The 19945-nt window shown below is 26.5% G+C and carries 14 protein-coding genes and 1 pseudogene; 2 read left to right on the top strand and 13 right to left on the bottom strand.

From position 1 onward, the window contains the following. Positions 1–56: 56 nt before the first annotated feature. Positions 57–2954, bottom strand: coding sequence for a methyl-accepting chemotaxis protein (locus CP965_RS11770; protein ID WP_129062308.1), 2898 nt, complete (start codon positions 2952–2954; stop codon positions 57–59). A gap of 134 nt (positions 2955–3088) precedes the next feature. Between CP965_RS11770 and CP965_RS11765 the strand changes: the two genes are divergently transcribed. Further along, positions 3089–4996, top strand: coding sequence for an ankyrin repeat domain-containing protein (locus CP965_RS11765; protein ID WP_129062307.1), 1908 nt, complete (start codon positions 3089–3091; stop codon positions 4994–4996). Here CP965_RS11765 and CP965_RS11760 read toward each other — a convergent pair. The 5 genes from CP965_RS11760 to rpsL form a co-directional block, all read right to left on the bottom strand. Then, on the bottom strand, positions 4993–6531 hold the full coding sequence (locus CP965_RS11760) for an AAA family ATPase (protein ID WP_129062306.1): 1539 nt from the start codon (positions 6529–6531) through the stop codon (positions 4993–4995). The two genes, CP965_RS11765 and CP965_RS11760, sit on opposite strands and share 4 nt — an antisense overlap. Positions 6532–6534: 3 nt before the next feature. Continuing rightward, on the bottom strand, positions 6535–7404 hold the full coding sequence (locus CP965_RS11755; protein WP_129062305.1) for an NAD(+)/NADH kinase: 870 nt from the start codon (positions 7402–7404) through the stop codon (positions 6535–6537). Positions 7405–7667: 263 nt separating this feature from the next. Next, the gene (gene fusA / locus CP965_RS11750) at positions 7668–9776 is read right to left on the bottom strand and encodes an elongation factor G (RefSeq protein WP_129062304.1); all 2109 of its coding nucleotides are present in this window, start codon (positions 9774–9776) and stop codon (positions 7668–7670) included. Between the two features lie 15 nt (positions 9777–9791). Then, positions 9792–10259, bottom strand: a complete 468-nt coding sequence (gene rpsG / locus CP965_RS11745) for a 30S ribosomal protein S7 (protein ID WP_129062303.1) — start codon at positions 10257–10259, stop codon at positions 9792–9794. Between the two features lie 16 nt (positions 10260–10275). Beyond that, positions 10276–10650: a 30S ribosomal protein S12 gene (rpsL, locus tag CP965_RS11740; protein WP_129062302.1), complete on the bottom strand. Its 375-nt coding sequence runs from the start codon at positions 10648–10650 to the stop codon at positions 10276–10278. 257 nt (positions 10651–10907) lie between these two features. Between rpsL and CP965_RS11735 the strand changes: the two genes are divergently transcribed. Continuing rightward, positions 10908–11681: an alpha/beta fold hydrolase gene (locus CP965_RS11735; RefSeq protein ID WP_129062301.1), complete on the top strand. Its 774-nt coding sequence runs from the start codon at positions 10908–10910 to the stop codon at positions 11679–11681. Here CP965_RS11735 and CP965_RS11730 read toward each other — a convergent pair. From CP965_RS11730 to CP965_RS11705, 7 genes and pseudogenes are all read right to left on the bottom strand, one after another. Beyond that, positions 11678–12472 (bottom strand): alpha/beta fold hydrolase, encoded by a 795-nt coding sequence (locus CP965_RS11730; protein WP_129062300.1) that lies wholly within the window; start codon positions 12470–12472, stop codon positions 11678–11680. The genes CP965_RS11735 and CP965_RS11730 overlap by 4 nt on opposite strands. Then, positions 12473–13282: a DUF234 domain-containing protein gene (locus CP965_RS11725; protein ID WP_129062299.1), complete on the bottom strand. Its 810-nt coding sequence runs from the start codon at positions 13280–13282 to the stop codon at positions 12473–12475. Positions 13283–13417: 135 nt separating this feature from the next. After that, the gene (locus CP965_RS11720) at positions 13418–15214 is read right to left on the bottom strand and encodes a UvrD-helicase domain-containing protein (RefSeq protein WP_129062298.1); all 1797 of its coding nucleotides are present in this window, start codon (positions 15212–15214) and stop codon (positions 13418–13420) included. A 62-nt stretch (positions 15215–15276) separates the two neighbouring features. Beyond that, a complete protein-coding gene (locus CP965_RS11715; protein WP_129062297.1) occupies positions 15277–17007 on the bottom strand; it encodes an ABC transporter ATP-binding protein in 1731 nt (576 codons plus the stop codon). Further along, positions 17008–17916: an ABC transporter ATP-binding protein gene (locus CP965_RS14460; RefSeq protein WP_267285284.1), complete on the bottom strand. Its 909-nt coding sequence runs from the start codon at positions 17914–17916 to the stop codon at positions 17008–17010. Next, positions 17914–18684, bottom strand: a pseudogene (locus CP965_RS14455) (ABC transporter transmembrane domain-containing protein); the annotation flags it as partial. The pseudogene CP965_RS14455 and the gene CP965_RS14460, both read right to left, overlap by 3 nt. Before the next feature lie 64 nt (positions 18685–18748). Further along, positions 18749–19945 carry an MFS transporter gene (locus tag CP965_RS11705; protein ID WP_129062295.1) on the bottom strand — a complete coding sequence of 399 codons (1197 nt, stop codon included), beginning with the start codon at positions 19943–19945 and terminating at the stop codon, positions 18749–18751.

The raw sequence follows: 19945 nt of genomic DNA, 5'->3' as shown, positions 1-19945 counted from the left end.
AGTTTAAGATAAATTAGTTATTTTTTATAAGATTATACTTATGATTAGGAAAGCTCTTAAAAGCTTTCCCATTCATCATCGTCGTTATTATTTGCTGTGATTGTTTGTACTTTAGGAGTAGAGGTTTGAACTTTTTTTGTACTCTCTTTTTCTTTTGGTTTATCTATTGTTTTAGGAAAATCTTGTTTTTTTATTTCAGTCTTTTTTATCTTACTTGTATCTTCAACAAAATCCTTACAATGCTCAACCTTTATTACATCCATTGTTTTAAATAGTTGTTCAGTTTCCACTTCAAGTGTTTTTGATATTTTTTCTAAAATATCATTTGATGCATTTTCTGCATTTCTATCAATATATTCTTGAACTGTTTCATGAACATTTTTATGATGTTCTTTCATATTCGTCCAATTTGAAGTTTTTGTAAAGTTTTTCCCTGCTTTTTCTTGTGTTAAAATCCATTTACCAAAATCACATTGATCACAAGTATTTACACTCCAAGTACTTGTTGAACTACCTAGTTTTGAGAAATTACTATTCTTAAATGTTATATGGTCATTTTTTAATTTAGAAATTTCAAAAACCAAATTTATATCACAAATTTCATCTTTTTTATTTACATTAAATTTTGCTCTATCTGCTATATCAAGCATATTTGTTGATAAAGAAGCAACTTCTCCAGCTAAAGAGCTTATTTGAGTTGCAGACTCTGCATTTTTTTGTGTAGTTTGGTCTAAAGAATTAACTACATCATTTATTTGTACGATACCTGTTTCTTGTTCTTTACTTGCCTCATTAACATCAGCAATTAAGTGAATTGTTTCATCTACTTTAGAACTTAAGTCCGAATATCCACCAATCATATTATCAGCAATTTGTTTTCCTTCATTTGCTTTAGCAGTAGCATTTTCAACTAAATCCTTAATCTCTTTAGCTGCTTCAGCTGATCTATTTGCAAGATTTCTAACTTCTTGTGCTACAACTGCGAAACCTTTACCAGCTTCTCCAGCTGTTGCTGCTTCAACTGCTGCATTTAATGAAAGAATATTTGTTTGGAAAGCTATTTGATCTATTACGGTTATTGCTTCATTAATTGAGTTTACTTGTACATCAATATCTTCCATTGCACTAGTTGTTTTAGTTGCTAAATCTTGTCCATCTTTTGCTGATTTATTTAACTCGTTAGCTAAAACTGACATTTTGACAACTTTTTCATTATTTGATTTAATAATTGAAGTAATTTCTTCAACTGCAGCTGCTGTTTGTTCTAATGAAGCTGCTTGTTCATTTGAAGATGTAGATAAAGAAGAAGCAGATGAAGATAAAATATCTGTATCTTTATTTAACTTTTCACCGGTTGTTGTTATCATTGATAAGAACTCAGATACTGTACCACCAAGTTGCTTTGTACTTGTAAAAATAGATCCTATTATTCCATTAGAAACAGAATGTTCCCCACTTAATTTAAAATCAAAGTTTGAATTACCATACTCAATTAAAATATTATTGATTTCTTCTAGTTTATTATTAGTGCCTTCTATCATTTGATTAATTGAAGTTCTTAACTCTTGAATTTGAGGATTATTTGAACTTTGTTTAACTTTATAAACATAAAAACCATTATTAACTTTTTGAATTACATCTTTTACTTCATCAATAACTTTTGCATCTGCTTCATAACCTGCTTTTAAAGAATGAATATAAGAATTAAATGAATCTACAACGGCACCTATTTCATCATTATTTTCTTTTTCTATTTCAGTATTACTATTTGATGTTTTTAAATTTTCAATTGCATTATTCAAATCTTCTAAGGGTTTACTAATAATTTTCTTAACAAGATATGAGTAAATTAAGTATATTAGAACAATAAATACAACTGTAAAAATCATGATTGTAAGAATTATTGAGTCAATTTCTTCATTAGTTCTTTTTTCCATTGCTAGAATACTATCTTCTACATCATCAACATACTCTCCCGTTCCGATTATCCAGTCCCAAGGTTCAAATCTTTGTACAAAAGAGAATTTTTGTTGAGGCACATCTTTCCCAGGTTTTTCCCACATATATTTAACAAGTCCACCTTCACTTTTTGCATTAGCAACTTTAGACATTTCATTAAATAAGAATTTTCCATTTGGATCTTTTGAAGCAGATAAATCCTTACCATCAAGCTGAGGCTTAAATGGGTGCATAATCATTTTTGGATGAGAATCATTTATCCAAAAATATCCATTATTTCCATATCCCATATTTTTAATAGCATTTAAGGCTTCTTTTTTTAATTTACTAGAAACATCTGAAACATATTCTCCTGTTCCAATTACCCAATTAAAAGATTCAAATAACTTTACAAAAGAGACTTTTGGTTGTGGCTTTTCAAAACCAGGTTTTGGCCAAACATAATCTACAAAACCTTCTTTAGAATTTTTAGCTACATTAGCAAAGACAGTAAATATTTTTTTTCCATTTTTATCTTTAAATTCAGCTAAGTTTTTATTATTTAATTGAGGTTTTATAGGATGCATAACCATAACTGCATCTAAATCATTTATCCAAAAATATCCTGAAGTACCATATCTAGTTCCTTCAACAATACTTCTAAGTCTTTGCTTTAAATCAGCTTCAGGTATTTTTCCTTCTAATCTCTTATATTCAGCTTCTAAAATTGAGAATAAAAAACCTGTTTGTTTTTTCAAGTCCTCTTGAACTTCTACTTTTACTTTTTCTATTTCAGTTCTCTCATAATAAGAGTTAACTGTTTTTAAAGCTAGAGAAACATAGTTTTGTAACTCTTTTTCTTTTTTTAGATATGCTTCTTTCCTAAAATTATCAATATCTTTCTTAGATAATTCCTTAATAGTGTATATAGATTGAACTGCTGTTATAACAGTAACTAAGATAACTACTATTAATGAAATGATTAACAATTTCCCCTTTATTGATAATGCACCCATTAGTATCCCTTTTTATTATTTTGATATATTTTATCCTTTAAAGCTGAATTTTGTCAAGTTTAGAAATTAGTTCAAAGAATTATTTTTCTTTATCTTTTATTATGTTAAAATCGCATTTTTAAAGAAAGGATAAAATGCTAGGTAAATTATTTAAAAAAAATGCAGATGATTTAATTGAAGAAATTAAAAATAAAAATTTCAATGAATCAAAAGCAGATACAATATTAAAAGATATAAATATAAATCATACAAATCAAAAATTACAAAATTTTTTACACCTAGCAACACTTAAAAACAACTACAAAGCTGTAGCTTGGCTACTAAAAAATGGAATTTCTGTTAATGAACCTGATGCTGAAGGTCAAACAGCTTTGCTAATGGCTTGTAAATATAAATATATAAAATGCATTGAAGAACTTTTAAAATATAATGTAGATGTAAATAAGCAAGACCACGATAAAAAAAGTGCTATCGAATATATTATAGAAAATGATTTAATCCAAGTATATATAAAAATTAAATCAAAAATTAAAAATATAAACACTAAAAATAGTGACGGTTTAAGTCTACTACAAATTGCAATAAAAAATAAATCTGTAGAAATTGTAAAAGATTTATTAGAAAATCCAAATTTAAAAAACAAAAAAAATATTTTATTTTTTAAAGAAACTTTTTTGGAAGAAGATATTTTCAAACTATTAATTCCTAAATTTGAAAAATTTAGTATTGAAGATAAGAATAAAAGAAACCCTCTTTTTTATATAGTTGAAAATGGAGCAAAAAGTAAAAAAATGTTTTCTGCTTTTACTCAAATTGTAGATATTAACCATGTGGATGATGAAGGTAATAATATTCTACTTCATTATCTAAATCAATTATTAACCAAAGAACAAAAGCTACAAAAAGAAATGTCTAATAAAGAATTAGAAGAAGAAATTGAAGAGCTTATTAACTTCATTCCAAATATAGTAAATAGTGGAATTGACTTAAGTGTAAGTAATAAAAATAATGAAACAATTTTATTATTACCTATAAAATTTAAATCTTTAAAGGTTTTAACAAAACTTTTAGAATGTGAAGTTGACGTAAATATTAAAAATAAGAATAGGGATACAGCTCTTCACTACACAATAAATAAAAGTTCTGATTACTTAGAAATTAATCAATTATTATTAGATTTTGAAGCTGACCCAAATATAAAAAACAAGGAGAATGTTACACCTTTAGAAAAATTGATTGATGCTATTTTAGTGGTGAAAAGCAATAAAGAAATAGATGATGACTCAATTAGTTTTTCAATGGATTATATTAGCTTATTAGAAGCTATCTTACAAAATACTAATGCAAACTTAAATATGCTTAATTCAAAAAGAGAACCTTATTTCTTTGAAGCATTAAGATTTGGCAATTTTGATTTAATTAAAATATTTATGAAGAATGGAATAGATATAAATCAAGTTGATATGGAAGGAACTCATATTTTATATAAATATATGCAAGAGAACTTGAAAGAAGAAAATCCTAACTTTAAAAAGCAATATTATGAAAACCTAAAAACTATTTTACTTCTAGGTGCAGATGTAAACACAAAAGATTCTTTTGGAGGAATAACACTTCATAAGGCAATTTTAGATTTAGATATTAATGTTGTAAGAATATTACTTAATGCTGGAGCAAATATCAATGCCATTGATGATAAAGGAAGAACAATGGTTCATAATGCAGTATGGAAAAATGATTTAAAAATGTTTAAATATATTTATGCCCATTGTCAAAAACAATTAAATAAACCCGATAAATTTGGAGTTTTACCTATTAATTATGCAGCATTTCTTGGATACTCTAATTTAGTACATGAAATGATTGAATTAAATGCTCATATAAATAATACAAATAAGAAATCTAAGTATATCCTTGATTTCTTAAAAAAGTTTCATAATAACTTACCAAAAATACTAAATGAGATAACAGAGGCTAGCAAAAAAGATAAAGTTACTAAACTTATTTCAAATATGAAAAAAGAGTTTGAAGTTAATTCTTAATCTCTTTTTTCTAAAAGATTCTTTGCAAAAGTGTAAGCATCTTCTGTTATATCTGCGCCACTAATCATTCTTGCTATTTCATCTACCCTTGATTTATCATCAAGTTTTTTTACAGTAGAAATACCATCTTTTTTATCAACTAAAAAATGTATATCTGCTGTTGATGTTAATTGAGGTTGATGAGAAATTGCAAAGATTTGATAATTTTCTGAAAGCTTTTCTAGTACAGTTGCAATTGCTGAACTTTCTTTACCACTTAAATTTGCATCAATTTCATCTAAAAATAATATTCCATTACTTACTATTTCAAATTCACTAATTGAAGTTAAAAGAGCTAGTCTTAACCTATTAAACTCTCCACTACTTATTGTATCTAGATTTACACCATTTAATTCAAACTGTACTTCATCTATCCCTGTATTGTCTAAACTTTTTTCATTTAAAGTTATTTTTGCATTAGAAAGATATAGATATTTTAAATAATGATTAATTTTTTCTTCTAAAATAACTACAGATTTTTTTCTAAAAATTGATATTTTATTCACTAAAATAGAAATACTTTCATTTAACTTTTTTAGATTTTTTTCTAGCTGAGATTTTTCAAAAGAAATATTTTCATAGCTATCTAATTCTTTTTGTTTCTCTTCTTTATAAGCAATTGCTTCATCTATTGAACCAAACCTTTTTTGTAAGCTAGAAAGTTTTTCAAGTCTGTCTAAAACTGTTTCAATATCTAATTCTTCTAATTCATATAAGGAGTCATTAAATTTTTCAAAAATATTATTTAATTCATTTATACTTTCATCAAAAAAACTTGAATCTTCATCTAAAAGTTCTAATACATTATTTACATGATTAGTATATTCAAAAATTGGACTTGCAGATTTTATAGCCTCTTCAATTTTTTCTTTTTGAGAAAGTTTTTTCTTTAATGAAGCTAATTCTTCAAACTCATCTACTTGAGGATTTATACTCTGAATCTTTTCTATTTCAAATTTTGCAAACTCTTTTAAATCTTCTAATTTTGATTCATCTTCTTTTATTTTCTCTAATTCTTTTCTTGTTTTTTCTAACTCTTTATATTCCTTAATAAAACTTTCTTTTAAAGCTTTAAACTCTTTGTACTCTTTTAAACATAAAGAGTCTAAAAATGTTATAAGTTTTTTACTATCAAAATCACTTGTATCTTTTAAGTGAAGATGCTTGATTAACTTTTTTGAAAAGCTATTTAAATTCTTTTTTGAAATAGTTTGAGCGTTTAAAAAAAATCTTACCTTATCTTTTTTTATTTGTTTAATTACTATATCATCACTCTTTGAAATATCATAAACTTCATCTTCTATATTTGAATCTACTAGAGATACTTCACCTAAACTAGCTTTACTATCATTTATTGCAAATAAAGAAAGAATAGATTGCATTAATACAGATTTACCTGCTCCACTTGGTCCTGTAAAAACTATAAGTCCTTTAGCTAATTCCATTTCTACTTCTTTAAAAGACAAAAAATCTTTTAAATAAATTCTATCAATCATAAATCAATTTCCCCATTGTAATTTATCATTTAAAACTTCAAAAAAATTTCTTTTTGTTCTATGAATTAATTTTGCTTTTTTATTTGAAATTGTAACTTTTATTATAGATTCATTTTCAACTTCGTAAGTATCTTGTCCATCTATTAATAAAACTGCACCTTCCTCATCTTTTATTTTAAACTCTATTTCTATATCTGCTGGCATTACTAAAGGTCTTTGTGTAAGACTATGAGGAGCTACAGGTGTTATAATAAATGCTTCAGTTAAAGGATATACAATTGGTCCACCTACTGATAAATTATAAGCAGTAGAACCTGTAGGAGTTGAAATTATCACCCCATCACCATAATATGAGTTAAAAGCAGTACCATTTATTTTTGCTTTAAGTCGAATCATTGATGAAACAGTTTTTCTTGAAATTACAATATCATTAAAGGCAACAAAAGTTTTGTTATTTACTTGACATTCTACTAACATTCTATTATCAATTCTATAGTTATTATTTATAAAATCAATTAAAAACTTAGGTAATTCTTCATAGGTTATATCTGTTAAAAAACCAAGAGTACCTAAGTGAACTCCTAAGATAGGAATATTGTATTTAAATGAATTCCTAACAACTGATAATAAAGTGCCATCACCACCAACAGAAACTAAAAAATCTACTTTTTCACATAACTGATCCAATGAAAAACAATTTATTTCATTAATCATTTCTGCACTATTTTCTTCTAGAAAAACTTCAATATTATGTGCTTTAAAGTAATCAATTATTTCATAATATTCTTTCTTTATTTCAGGAGAATCTGGTTTTAAAATAATTCCTGCACTATTTTTATTTGTAAGTTTTTTCGCACTTCTTGTTAATTTCAAATATGTTTCCTATTTGATTATATAATTTATATGGATTTTATCAAATTAATTGTTAAAAAGTAGTGGGTATAAAAAAAGCCCAAGCCGAAGCTTGAGCTTTGAAGTGAAACTATTCACAATTTTGTATGTGCTTAGTTCAGACCTTTTCTATGTAATTACGAAATTAAAAATTTCTATTACATATAGAAAAGCTCGTTCTTGTGCTATGCACTCTCTTTGAGAATCACTAAAGAAGTGAAGAAATTCACTTCTTATTAACGTGATTAACCATTTCTCTTAGCGATGATTTCTTCAGAAACATTTTTTGGAACTTCAGCATAGTTATCAAATAACATACCATAAGTTGCTCTACCTTGAGACATAGATCTTAAGTCTGTAGAGTATCCAAACATTTCAGATAATGGAATCATTGCAGTAACTAGTTTAACACCAGCTCTTTCATCCATAGATTGAACTTGTCCTCTTCTTTTGTTAACATCACCGATAACATCTCCCATATACTCTTCAGGAGTTTCAATTTCAACTTTCATCATTGGCTCTAAGATTACAGCTTGTGCAGCAGCACTTCTACAACCCTCTTTAAATCCCATTGATGCAGCTAATTTAAACGCCATCTCAGATGAGTCAACGTCGTGGTAAGAACCATCATAAAGTGTAACTTCAATATTAACCATTGGATATCCAGCAAGAATACCACCAGCCATAGCTTCTTCACAACCTTTTTGAACTGCAGGAATATACTCTTTTGGTACAACCCCACCTTTAATGTTGTTATTAAACTTGAAGTTATCTTCAGAATCAGATGGTAATGGATTGATTTCTAAGAATACGTGACCATATTGACCTTTACCACCAGATTGCTTAGCATATTTGTACTCATTTTTAACTGGGTTCTTAATAGTTTCTCTATAAGCAACTTGTGGAGCACCTACTTCAGCTTCAACTTTAAATTCTCTTTTCATTCTATCTACAAGAATCTCAAGGTGTAATTCACCCATACCTGAAATAATAGTTTGTCCAGACTCTTCATCAGTATTTACTCTAAATGATGGATCTTCTTCTGCTAATTTTCCTAAAGCAATACCCATTTTTTCTTGGTCAGCTTTAGTTTTTGGTTCAACAGCAACAGAAATAACTGGTTCTGGGAAATCCATTCTTTCTAGGATAACTGGATCTTTTTCAGACGCTAAAGTGTCACCTGTAATTGTGTTTTTAAGACCAACAACAGCACCAATTTCACCAGCATAAAGTTCAGAAACTTCTTCTCTGTTATTTGCGTGCATTTTAAGTAATCTTCCGATTCTCTCTTTTTTCATTTTAGTTGAGTTCATTACATAAGTACCAGACTCTAATTGTCCTCTATATACTCTTGTAAATGTTAATTGCCCAACAAATGGGTCAGTCATAATTTTAAATGCTAATGCTGCAACTTCACCTTCATCAGTTGAAGGAACAATAACAGCGTCACCATCTTGAGTTTCACCTTTAATGTCTGCAACTTCTGTTGGAGCAGGTAAATACATAGCAACTGCATCAAGTAAAGTTTGTACACCTTTATTTTTAAATGCTGTACCACAAGTCATGGGAGTAATAGACATAGCTAAACAACCAGCTTTAAGACCAGAAATGATTTCTTCTTCGCTTAATTCACCTTCTTCAAAGTATTTTTCCATTAACTCTTCTGAAGACTCAGCAGCAGCTTCAATCATCTTTTCTCTATACTCTTCAGCTTTATCTTGTAAATCAGCAGGAATATCTTCTACGTGATAGTTAGAACCCATTGCAGCATCTTGATCCCAAACAATAGCTTTCATTTTTACTAAATCAACTACACCTTGGAAATCTTCCTCTGCACCAATTGGAATTTGAATTGGAATTGGATTAGCTTTTAATCTTTCAGAAACTTGCTTTTCAACATTAAAGAAGTCTGCACCAGTTCTATCCATTTTGTTAACAAAAATCATTCTTGGTACTCTATATTTGTTAGCTTGTCTCCAAACTGTTTCAGATTGTGGTTGAACTCCACCTACTGAACAAAATACAGCTACGGCACCATCAAGAACTCTCATAGATCTCTCAACTTCAATTGTAAAGTCAACGTGACCTGGAGTGTCAATAATATTTACTTGTAATTGCTCATTTGTTATTGGGTGAGGCCAGTGACAAGTAGTAGCAGCAGAAGTAATTGTAATACCTCTTTCTTGCTCTTGTTCCATCCAGTCCATAGTTGCAGCACCCTCGTGAACCTCACCAATTTTGTGAGATACACCAGTATAAAATAAAATTCTTTCTGTTGTTGTAGTTTTTCCTGCATCAATGTGTGCAGCAATACCGATATTTCGAACTCTGTTAAGTGGTGTTTTTCTAGCCATGTTAATTGTTTCCTATTACCATCTATAGTGAGCAAATGCTTTGTTTGCTTCTGCCATTCTGTGCATATCTTCTTTCTTCTTGAATGATGCACCTCTGTCATTAGCAGCTTCGAATAATTCGTTTGCTAATCTTTCTACCATTGTTCTTTCATTTCTTTTTCTAGCAGCGTCTACAATCCATCTTAATGCTAAAGTTTGTCTTCTTACAGGTCTAACTTCAACAGGTACTTGATAAGTAGCTCCACCAACTCTTCTAGATTTAACTTCTAAAAGTGGTTTAACATTTTCAATTGCTTTTTCAAATAATTCAATGCCAGATTCTTCACCTCTTGCATCTAAGTTTGCAATTGCACCATACATAATTTTTTGCGCAGTAGATTTTTTACCATCTAACATTACAGTATTAATAAATTTTGTGATCACTTTACTATTGTAGATAGGATCAGCCATTACTTCTCTAACAGGAGCTTTTCTTCTTCTCATTATCTTATCCTTCTACTTATTTCTTTGGCTTTTTAGTACCATATTTAGATCTTGCAACAGTTCTATTTGCAACACCAGCAGTATCTAAAGCACCTCTAACGATGTGATACTTAACCCCAGGTAAATCCTTAACTCTTCCCCCTCTAACTAATACAATAGAGTGTTCTTGTAAGTTGTGACCCTCACCACCGATATATGAGATAACCTCGAATCCAGTAGTTAATCTAACTTTTGCAACTTTTCTTAAAGCCGAGTTAGGTTTCTTTGGAGTTGTAGTATATACTCTTGTACATACACCTCTTCTTTGTGGACATTTGTCTAAAGCTGGTGATTTAGATTTTTTAATCACCTTTTTTCGCTCTTTTCTAACAAGTTGATTGATAGTAGGCATTTCTTTCCTTATAAAATTTGGTTTGAGCTGTAAAGCGGCTCATGCTTCTCGCATACTTTGACATATGTTAAGCTACATAATCAAAACGATACTACCATTCTAGGAAACGTTGAGTTTTCTAAAAAAGTCATGGATTATACTTAAATTAAACTTAACATAATCTTAGTTTATCCTTATGTCTTTTATAGTATATTAAAAAATGATTTCATATAAATTACATATAAAAATGTTAATATTTCAAAAACAAAGAAAAATTTATGACAATACTTAATTATAATAAAATAGGAAAAGGTGAAATTTCTATTATCGTTTTACACGAACTTATGGGTTCTTGTGAAAACTATAAAGCAATATTTTCTTACTTGAATACTTCTAAATATACATATTATTTTACTGACCTTAGAGGTTATGGCTTATCAAAGGAATTTAAAGGTGAGTACTCAAGTGACGAAGCTTCTAATGATGTGAAAAACCTTATCACTCATCTAAATCTTGACTCTGTACATATTATCGCTCACTCTATGTCAACAATGATAGCTCAAAAACTTGCCTTAATAGATGATAGAATAAAACAATTAATTTTAATAACTCCTATAAGTGCTAGTGGAGTTATCATGAAAGAAAAAGCTAAAAATGAACTTATTTCAGATATGCAAAAAAATGAGAATAAAATAGAACAAATAGTTGAAGCAGCGAGTAAAAGATATACAAAAGCTTGGAAAGATTATAGAATATCTATGGCTTATAACTCTTCTACTTTAGAAGCAAGAGTTGGTTATATGAAGATGTATTTAGAAGAGGATTTTAGAAGTGAAGTTTCAAAAATTCAAATACCTATAAATATTATTGTAGGAAAATATGACTTTCCTGTTTTTTCGAAAACTAATGTAAAAAAAATATTTGACATAGATTATAAAAATGTAAACATATTAGAATGTCAAGAAGCTGGGCATTATCCAATGATAGAGTGTCCTGTTTATTTTGCTACAAAAATTGAACAGTTTATATCAAAAGTTGAAAATAAAAACTAAAGTTTTGAAGCTATAAATTCATTAAATTTATAAAAAGAAGGTCTATTAAAATGACCTCCTTTCTCTACAAGTTTTAAAGAAGAGTTTTTAAGTATTTCTACTGTTTTTTCAACTGCTTGAAAAGGAACTTCTTTATCATCTTTGGCATGATACATATATACTTTTGAACTAACATCTTTTATTGTAAAGCCCCAATCTTTACTTTGAAGTTTTACTTCTTGACCTAAGGCTTTTTTATCATTTGCAATTGTATCTTTATATCTATCACTTTTTTTAAACTCTTCATCAAAGATTTCATTATAAAAGTTAAACATAAACTCACCATTTTCTTTTTCACTTTGTTTTGCAAAAAACTCATAAAATCTTTTTATTTGTTCATAATTTCCATAACATTGGATAACTTCTTTTTCATTTATTGCAGCCATTCCTGAATAAATAAAAATATTTTCAATTCTTTTAGAGATTAAGGTATCTAAACAATAACAATGCAAAGCTCCTGCTGAAATACCAAAAAGAGAGAAGTTATCTAATTTTAAAAAATCAAATAGTCTAATTAGAATATTTGCATATTCTAAATAATTTTCAAGTTGTTTATAAGTAGAGTTTCCATAGCCCACTCTACTTACTACAAGAAGTCTTATATTTTTTTCTTTATAAAATTCTGCTAATTCATTTTGTTTAATAGTTCCAAAGGTTCCAGGTAATAAAATCAGTGCCTTTGAAAAAGAACTATTATAATCATTGTATTCTAGAAAATGATTATCTTCATAAAAAAACTTCTTTATTGACACTTACAATAAACCTTTTAAACTCTTTATTGTAAATAGTCTAAGAGTTTCATTTTTTTGAGACTTTAATTCATTTGTAAAGCCAGTTTTTGAGAAGAGTACAACATAATCAGGTATTATCTCTAAGTCCAAGCAAACTTTCTTTAAATTTGAAACATCACTATTTTTCATTTTTGAATTTGTATATTTACAAAGCCCAACAACGATTTTTCCACTATTAGTTTGAGCTAAAAGATTTATCTCTCTTCTTTCATCATCCCAATATCTTCCAATTTCTGATATTTCATCATTTTCAAAAATTTCTTTTGTATATTCATGACATAATTGTTCAAAAATCAAATCCATAAACTCTGCTTGATAGTTATCAAACTTTTTAAAACATTCATCATAATCTTCCCTTGCTATTCCTTTATATAAAGGAGATACAAAAGCAAACCAAAATCTTAAAAAAGGCGTAGTAAAAAGAAGTTTATCAGCTGTTTCATTTTCTTCAAATTGATTTGTTAAAAAATCCATTGAAGTTTCAGTAGAAATAAACTGTAATTCTTCTAACTCATCAAGAATATCAATCCCTTCTTCATACTCAATATTTGCTCTTTTAAAAGCACTATTTACTCTTCTATCTCCTAAAGAAATTCCTGTTAAAACCTTATGTGATAAAGAAGAATTTTTTGTTTTCTTTTCTATATAATCATGGATATCATAAAAAGCATCTAGTATATGCCGTATAATTAATGTTCTTAAAGGTTTTGTTAAATCAAGCTTTACATCAAGCCCTCCAAAAACAGCAAAATAATTAACAGCTGTTTGCATATCTTTAGGATTGTTTCTTTGACAAAATATTTTAAATTGTTCTAGTATTGTTTTATTTAATAAAATAATGATTTAGCCTTTTTATTTTTTTGAAGTATAGCATAAAAGATAGTCAAAAGCTCAGTATATTTATTTTTATAAAACACTTTTTCTGGCTTTTTTATTAGCTTTTATTAATTTTAAAAGAGTTATTTGTTCCTCTTTTTTTATTGTTTCACTTTTAAAAAGTTCTCCTATTATAGCTGTAGAACTTCGTTCTAGTTTTGATGATATTTGATTTATTGTTATATCTTTTTTAAACATACTTTTTAGTTTGATTTTATCTTCTAAGCTCCACTTTAGACCACTTTTTTTAGCTTTTCCTTTTTCTAAATTCTTTTGTTCTTTTATTTCTTCTAGTTCTTCTTTACTCATTTTAGAAACAACTTGTTTTTTATCATCTTTTTCAAAATTATCTTTTGATTCTGCTATTTTTTTATCAATAAGCTGATTTAATTTTGAACTCATAAGATAATGAAAGTTTTCACTATCTTTAACTAAAACTTTTCTTGCTCTTGTTAAAGAGACATAAAAAAGATTAAACTCATCTATTAATTCTTGATTTGAAAGTTTAGGTAGATTTTTTTGATACTCTTTTAAGCTACTAAAACCTAAATCAAAAATCAAATCTGCGAAATTTGGAAAATCATCGGCAACAATAACTTTATCCCACTCTAAACCTTTTGCTGTATGAGCTGTAGTTAAAAAAAGTATTTCATCTAAACGTTTATCAAAGTTATTACTTTGTCTATTTTCCCAAGCTTTATAAAACTTTATTGCAATTTCTTTAAATTCAAATATTTTTTCTTGGTACTCTTTTACCACCTTTAAGGCTGTTTTTAATTCAAAATCTTCAACTTCTTTAGCATAGGAAGAAACCTCATCTTCGTCTTTAAAGTCTTTTAAAAAAATATTTCTTTTTATTTGATCTGCTTCATTGTTAAGTAAATAATAAAGCTCTATACTTAATAAAAATATTTCATCTGGCTTTCTTACTGTAACAAAAGGTTTTCTTTGTTCTATTCTTTTAGAAATAATTGAAATAAGCTGAGCATTTGTTCTAGAGATATAAGAACTTGTTTCAACTTTAGTTTTATTATTTAAAGATTGTATTTCTATCTCTTCATTTTTAAAGTTTTTCAATAAAATATTTGCATAGTTTGCAATATCTTCATTGAATCTAAAACTTGTAGATAAATAAAGTTCTTTATCACAAGCTATTTTATCGAGGGCATTTTTACTTCCTCTAAAAGAGTAAATTTGCTGGTGCTTATCTCCTACATAGATTTTAACCTTTGAATTTAAAGCTTCAAAAATACCAAGGGTTACTTCATTTGTATCTTGAGCTTCATCAAGCATTATAATATCATGGGAGTATTGAGGTATTTGTTCTTTTGAAAGAAGTAGATAATAATACTTTAAATAAAAGCTATGACTTGGTTTTAACATACCAATAAGCATATAATCAAAAATCTTTTTTGCAGTTTTATGTTCTATATCATCTTTAGAAATTTCATCTTGAGTATTATTACAAAAATTTTCAAATATTTTTAAAGCTGAGATTGCTTGAGTATATGGTATTTCAAACTCTTTTGAAATATCTATTGCTCTATAATTTACTAAAGAATTCAAATCTATTTGAGTATATTTTTTTATTACTGCATAGGCTAAACTATGGGTTGTTTTAACATAAGTATTATTAGGGAAAATTGTACTTGCTTCATTTTTTATTGCAGTATTAAAAGCAAGATATAAAATTTTTTGCTCTTTATAGGTATTTGCAACCTCTTTTAATGTAGTTGTTTTACCTGTTCCTGCAAAGGCATTTATTTTTATATTTCTATACTTTTTTACTGCTTGTATTATCTCTTTTTGTTGTGTTGTCAAATTCATAAAAGAATAATATCTAAAAAATTTTAGCCTATATAAAAATATTGCACTTTGTAATTAAGATATTAACTTATTTCCCAATTTAGGCTTCTATCTTGATAAGATAATAGTTCTTTAAATAAGCCTTCACTTTTAGATAAAACTTCAAAACTTCCTCTTTGTACAAGTTCTTTATTATGTAATACATATATATTTTCTATACCTTTTAATATTTTTAGTTTATGTGCTATTATAATTACTGTTTTATTTTTAGTTAATTTATAAATAGATTCCTGAATAAAATACTCATTTATACTATCAAGAGAAGATGTTGCTTCATCTAAAAGTAAAATAGGTGCATCTTTTAAGAAAGCTCGGGCAATACTTATTCTTTGTTTTTCCCCACCACTTAAATTTACTCCCTTCTCTCCTACTTTTGTTTCAAAACCTTTTTCTAGTTTTTCAATAAACTGTAAACAATTTGCTTTTTTGCATGCTTCTACGATTTCTTTTTCAGTCGCATTTTCTTTTGCTATTTTAATATTATTATAAATAGTATCATCAAATAAATATACTTCTTGAAAAACTTGACTTATACTTGAATATAAACTTTCTAAAGGAATTTCTTTTATATTTTTACCTCCTATTTTAATCTCTCCTTTATCTATATCCCAAAATCTTGCAATAAGACTTAATATTGTAGTTTTACCTTCACCACTTAATCCAACTAAAGCACTTATATTATTACAAGGAAAAGTTAAACTTATATTCTTTAAAACTTCTTTATTTTTATAGGAAAAAGATACATTCTCAAAACTTATTTCATAATTCTTTATTTCTTTATTTGACTTCCTAACTTTAATTGTCTGTAACTCTAAAAGTTCTTTAATTCTAATAATTGCATTATTCATATACTTTAATTCTAAAAAATCTACTAAAAAGACTTTTATCGGTTCAAGTAATCTATATCCTATTATCAAAAAAGACATTAAAAAAGTTATACTTAATGTCTTATCCTCAAAATACTTTAAAGCATACAATATCATAAATAAAAATGCCAACTCACAAAAAATAAAAGATAATAAAATCAAAGGTCCAGGGAACATTTCTAGTTTAAAAGATTTTGATTTAAAATCTTTTAATATTTTTTCTAAATCTATATATTTTTTATGTATATAATTAAAACTTTTTAAATATTTCATTCCTTCACAATACTCTAAAAAATGTCGGGACATTTCTTCTTTAGCTTCTATATGTTTTTTTCCAAAATACATAACTATTAAATTTGCAAAATATATAAAAGGTACTATTAAAAATATTCCTAAAGTTAAGATAAAAGCTAATCTATAATCTAAGAAATATAAAAAGATCAAGATAAAAAAAACTGAAAAAACTCCACTTATAATATTTGGAATACTATGAGAAAAGAAATTTTCAAAAATTCTAACATCTTGAAGTAAACAAGAAGAATAATAAGAACTATGTTTTTCTTTTAAAGAACCTAAAGAGAGTTTATATATATGAATTCCTAACTTCATTCTCAATTCTTGAGAAACTAAAAAAGTAAATTTAGAACTTTTCTTATAACTTAAAGAAGAAATAAAAAGTTGGACAATTAAAAAAACTGCTAATAAAATTATTAAAATATAAATAAACTTTTTATCAGGTGTTGGTTTTAAAAGTTCCCATAAAACAGCAACTAAAATTCCACTTGATGAAGAAATAAGAAAAGAGTGTATTAAATGAAAAGAAAGTACTTTAAAAAACTCTTTTTTTAAATCCCCTATTACAAATAGTATATTTTTTATAAAATTCATTTAATACTCTCCTTTTAAACCAAAATTTTTTGTTTTTATGTAACTTTCCCACATAAGTTTATAAATATTAGAATTTTTTATTAAATCTTCATGTGTTCCTATACTTTCTACTTTGGTCTCATTAAAAACTACTATCTTATGAACATTTTGTATACTAGAAAGTTTATGTGCAATTAAAAGTACTGTTTTGTTTTTAACAAGTTCTGTTAATGCTTTTTGTATTTTATATTCATTTTTAGCATCAAAAAAAGAAGTTGCTTCATCAAGAATAATTATTGGTGAATCTTTAAGAAAAACTCTTGCCAATTGTATTCTTTGAATTTGTCCTCCACTTAATGCAATACTTTTAGAATAAATAGTTTCATAACCATCTTTTAATTTGCTAATAAACCCATGAGCTTGAGCAAGTTTTGCTGCTTTTATTACTTCTTCTAAAGAGAATTCTTTACCCATTGCAATATTTTCAAAAATAGTATCACTGAACATAAAATTATCTTGGAAAACAAAAGAAATCTTATTCATTAAAAAAGAGTAAGATACTTCTTTAATATCTGTATTTCCTATTTTTATAGAACCTTCTTTAAGCTCGTAAAACCTTGCCAAAAGCTCTGCACAAGTACTTTTGCCTGCTCCACTTAAGCCAACAAAAGCAGTTATTTCTCCTTGATTAAGTTTTAAATTAATATTTTCTAAAACTTTTTTTTCACCATAAGCAAAACTTACATTTTCATACTCTATATTATAATTTTCAAAATCTTCTTTTTTTTCTGTATCTTTTAATTTTTCCTCTTCTTCTAAAATATTATCTATTTCATTTACAGCTTCATAAGTTATAAATATACTATTTGCTAAAGTTGAAATTGCTAAAACTGGTTTTAAATAAGCGACACCAAGAATTAAAAAAAACAATAAAGTAATAAAATTTATTTCTTTTTGAAAATAAAAATATACACCAAAAGCTAAAATAGGAAGAATAGAATTGCTTATAAAAGAAATAATAAAAGAATAAAAATTACTATTTTTATCTATATATTCTAATACCCATTGGGTATATTCATCTATTGAATTTTTAAAATTTTTAAATCTATTTGCATCTTGGTTAAATATTTTCATTAAAGCAATTGAACGAACATATTCAACAACAACACTATCCATTCTTTGGATACTTTTAGAATATACTTTAGTTATTTCTTGTAAAGCTTTTGTCTTAAAGATAATAAAAAGCCATAAAAAGAAAACAATTAATGGTGCTAAACTAGCAAAAGCAAGTCTATAATCAAGAATAAACATATAGATTAATATAAGAACAGGCATAAGAGAAGCTTTTACAATATCAATTAAATTATGTGCTAAAAATTTTTCTATTTTCTCAATATCATCAACTAATACTTTTTTTAATTCACCTGTTGCCCTATTTTGTAAATATCCTATAGATAAAGTTGCTAATTTTTTTGCAATTTGAACTCTAAAGTTATATAAAATTTCAAAAGCTGCCATATGAGATAATATTAAGGCAATATACAAACATACATAAGCACAGATTATTGTAATAATGCTATAAATAACATATGTTTGAAGTAATTTATACTGAAAATTATTGGATACACTTTGATTTAGAATCTCATAACTTAAAATATATGGGGCAAGACTTAAAATAGCATGTAAAGAAGCAAAAAAACAGGCTAAAAAAAGTAAATACTTTTTAGCCTATGCTATTTCTAAAAGTCTTAATATACCTTTTTTAGCTTTCATAATCTTCCCTTAACTTGAAAATTGAAAAAGTGTATGAAATAATATAAATACAAAGTAGACAAATAAAAGCTGAGACAAAACCATATTCTGAACTTATTGTTAAAAAGACCTTTGTAAAAACCAAAGAGATAAATAACATAAATCCATGTTGAATATTTACTTGTGTTCCTGCTAGTTCTTTTGAACTATTTTTCATAATAAAAGTATAGTATAGAGTCATAAATAAACCTAAACAAAAATAGTTATAAGAGAGAAAAATTGTTGATAAAACATGATCATTCGCAAAAGCTTCTAAATTTATCATTATTAAGATATCAATAAATATTAATGTTGAAGTAAGAATATAACTTTTATATTGACCTAAATATTTCATAATATATCCAGCCAAAAAAGCTGCTAATATTCCAAAAAAAGAACTTATTATATTTTGAGATATTGCAATTTCAATTAATGTCCATTCATTTCTTATTAATAGCTGTTGAATTAAAGAAAAACTTCCTTCTACTATAAAATAAGCTGGTGTCATAATAAAAAGTAACTTCAATACTTTTTTATTTCCTAAAAAACTTAATACCTTAAAGTAACTAACTCTTAGAGGTTTTACTTCATTTATCTTTTCTTTATAAAAGAATAAAAAAAATGTGGGAATTAAAACTAAAATACTCAATATTAAAAGAGTAGTTTTCCAAGTATAAACTTCATATGAATATAATGGTAAACATAAACCTAAAAGAGAACCTAAAAAAGTTCCTGCTGTTTGCATTGAATTTGCATACTTTAACTCTTGTTCATCTAAACTATTTACAACTAAACCATCAACACAAATATCTTGTGTGGAAGAAAAAAAGTTAATAAGAGTAATTAAAGAAAGAGAAATTAAAAAACTATCTGAAATAGAATAAAAAGCACAAAAAACCATTGATAAGGATAAACTTATTTGAACTAAAATTAGCCAAGAGCGATAATGCCCTTGTAAAAAACTAATTTTATTTTTATCTATAAAAGGAGCCCATAAAAATTTGATAACCCAAATAAGCCCTAACATATATATACTTCCAATTGTTTCCATAGATACTCCTTGAGTAGCAAGTATTGCGGGAATTGCTCCAAAAAAGAAACCTAATGGAATAAATTGAGTTGTATATAAAAGCAATAAAAAACTAAATTTTTTAGTAAAAATATACAT

Source organism: Halarcobacter mediterraneus, assembly GCF_004116625.1.
Taxonomy (GTDB): Bacteria; Campylobacterota; Campylobacteria; order Campylobacterales; family Arcobacteraceae; genus Halarcobacter; species Halarcobacter mediterraneus.
Note: the sequence above shows the minus strand (reverse complement) of the source record. Positions and strands in the feature narration are given on the sequence as shown.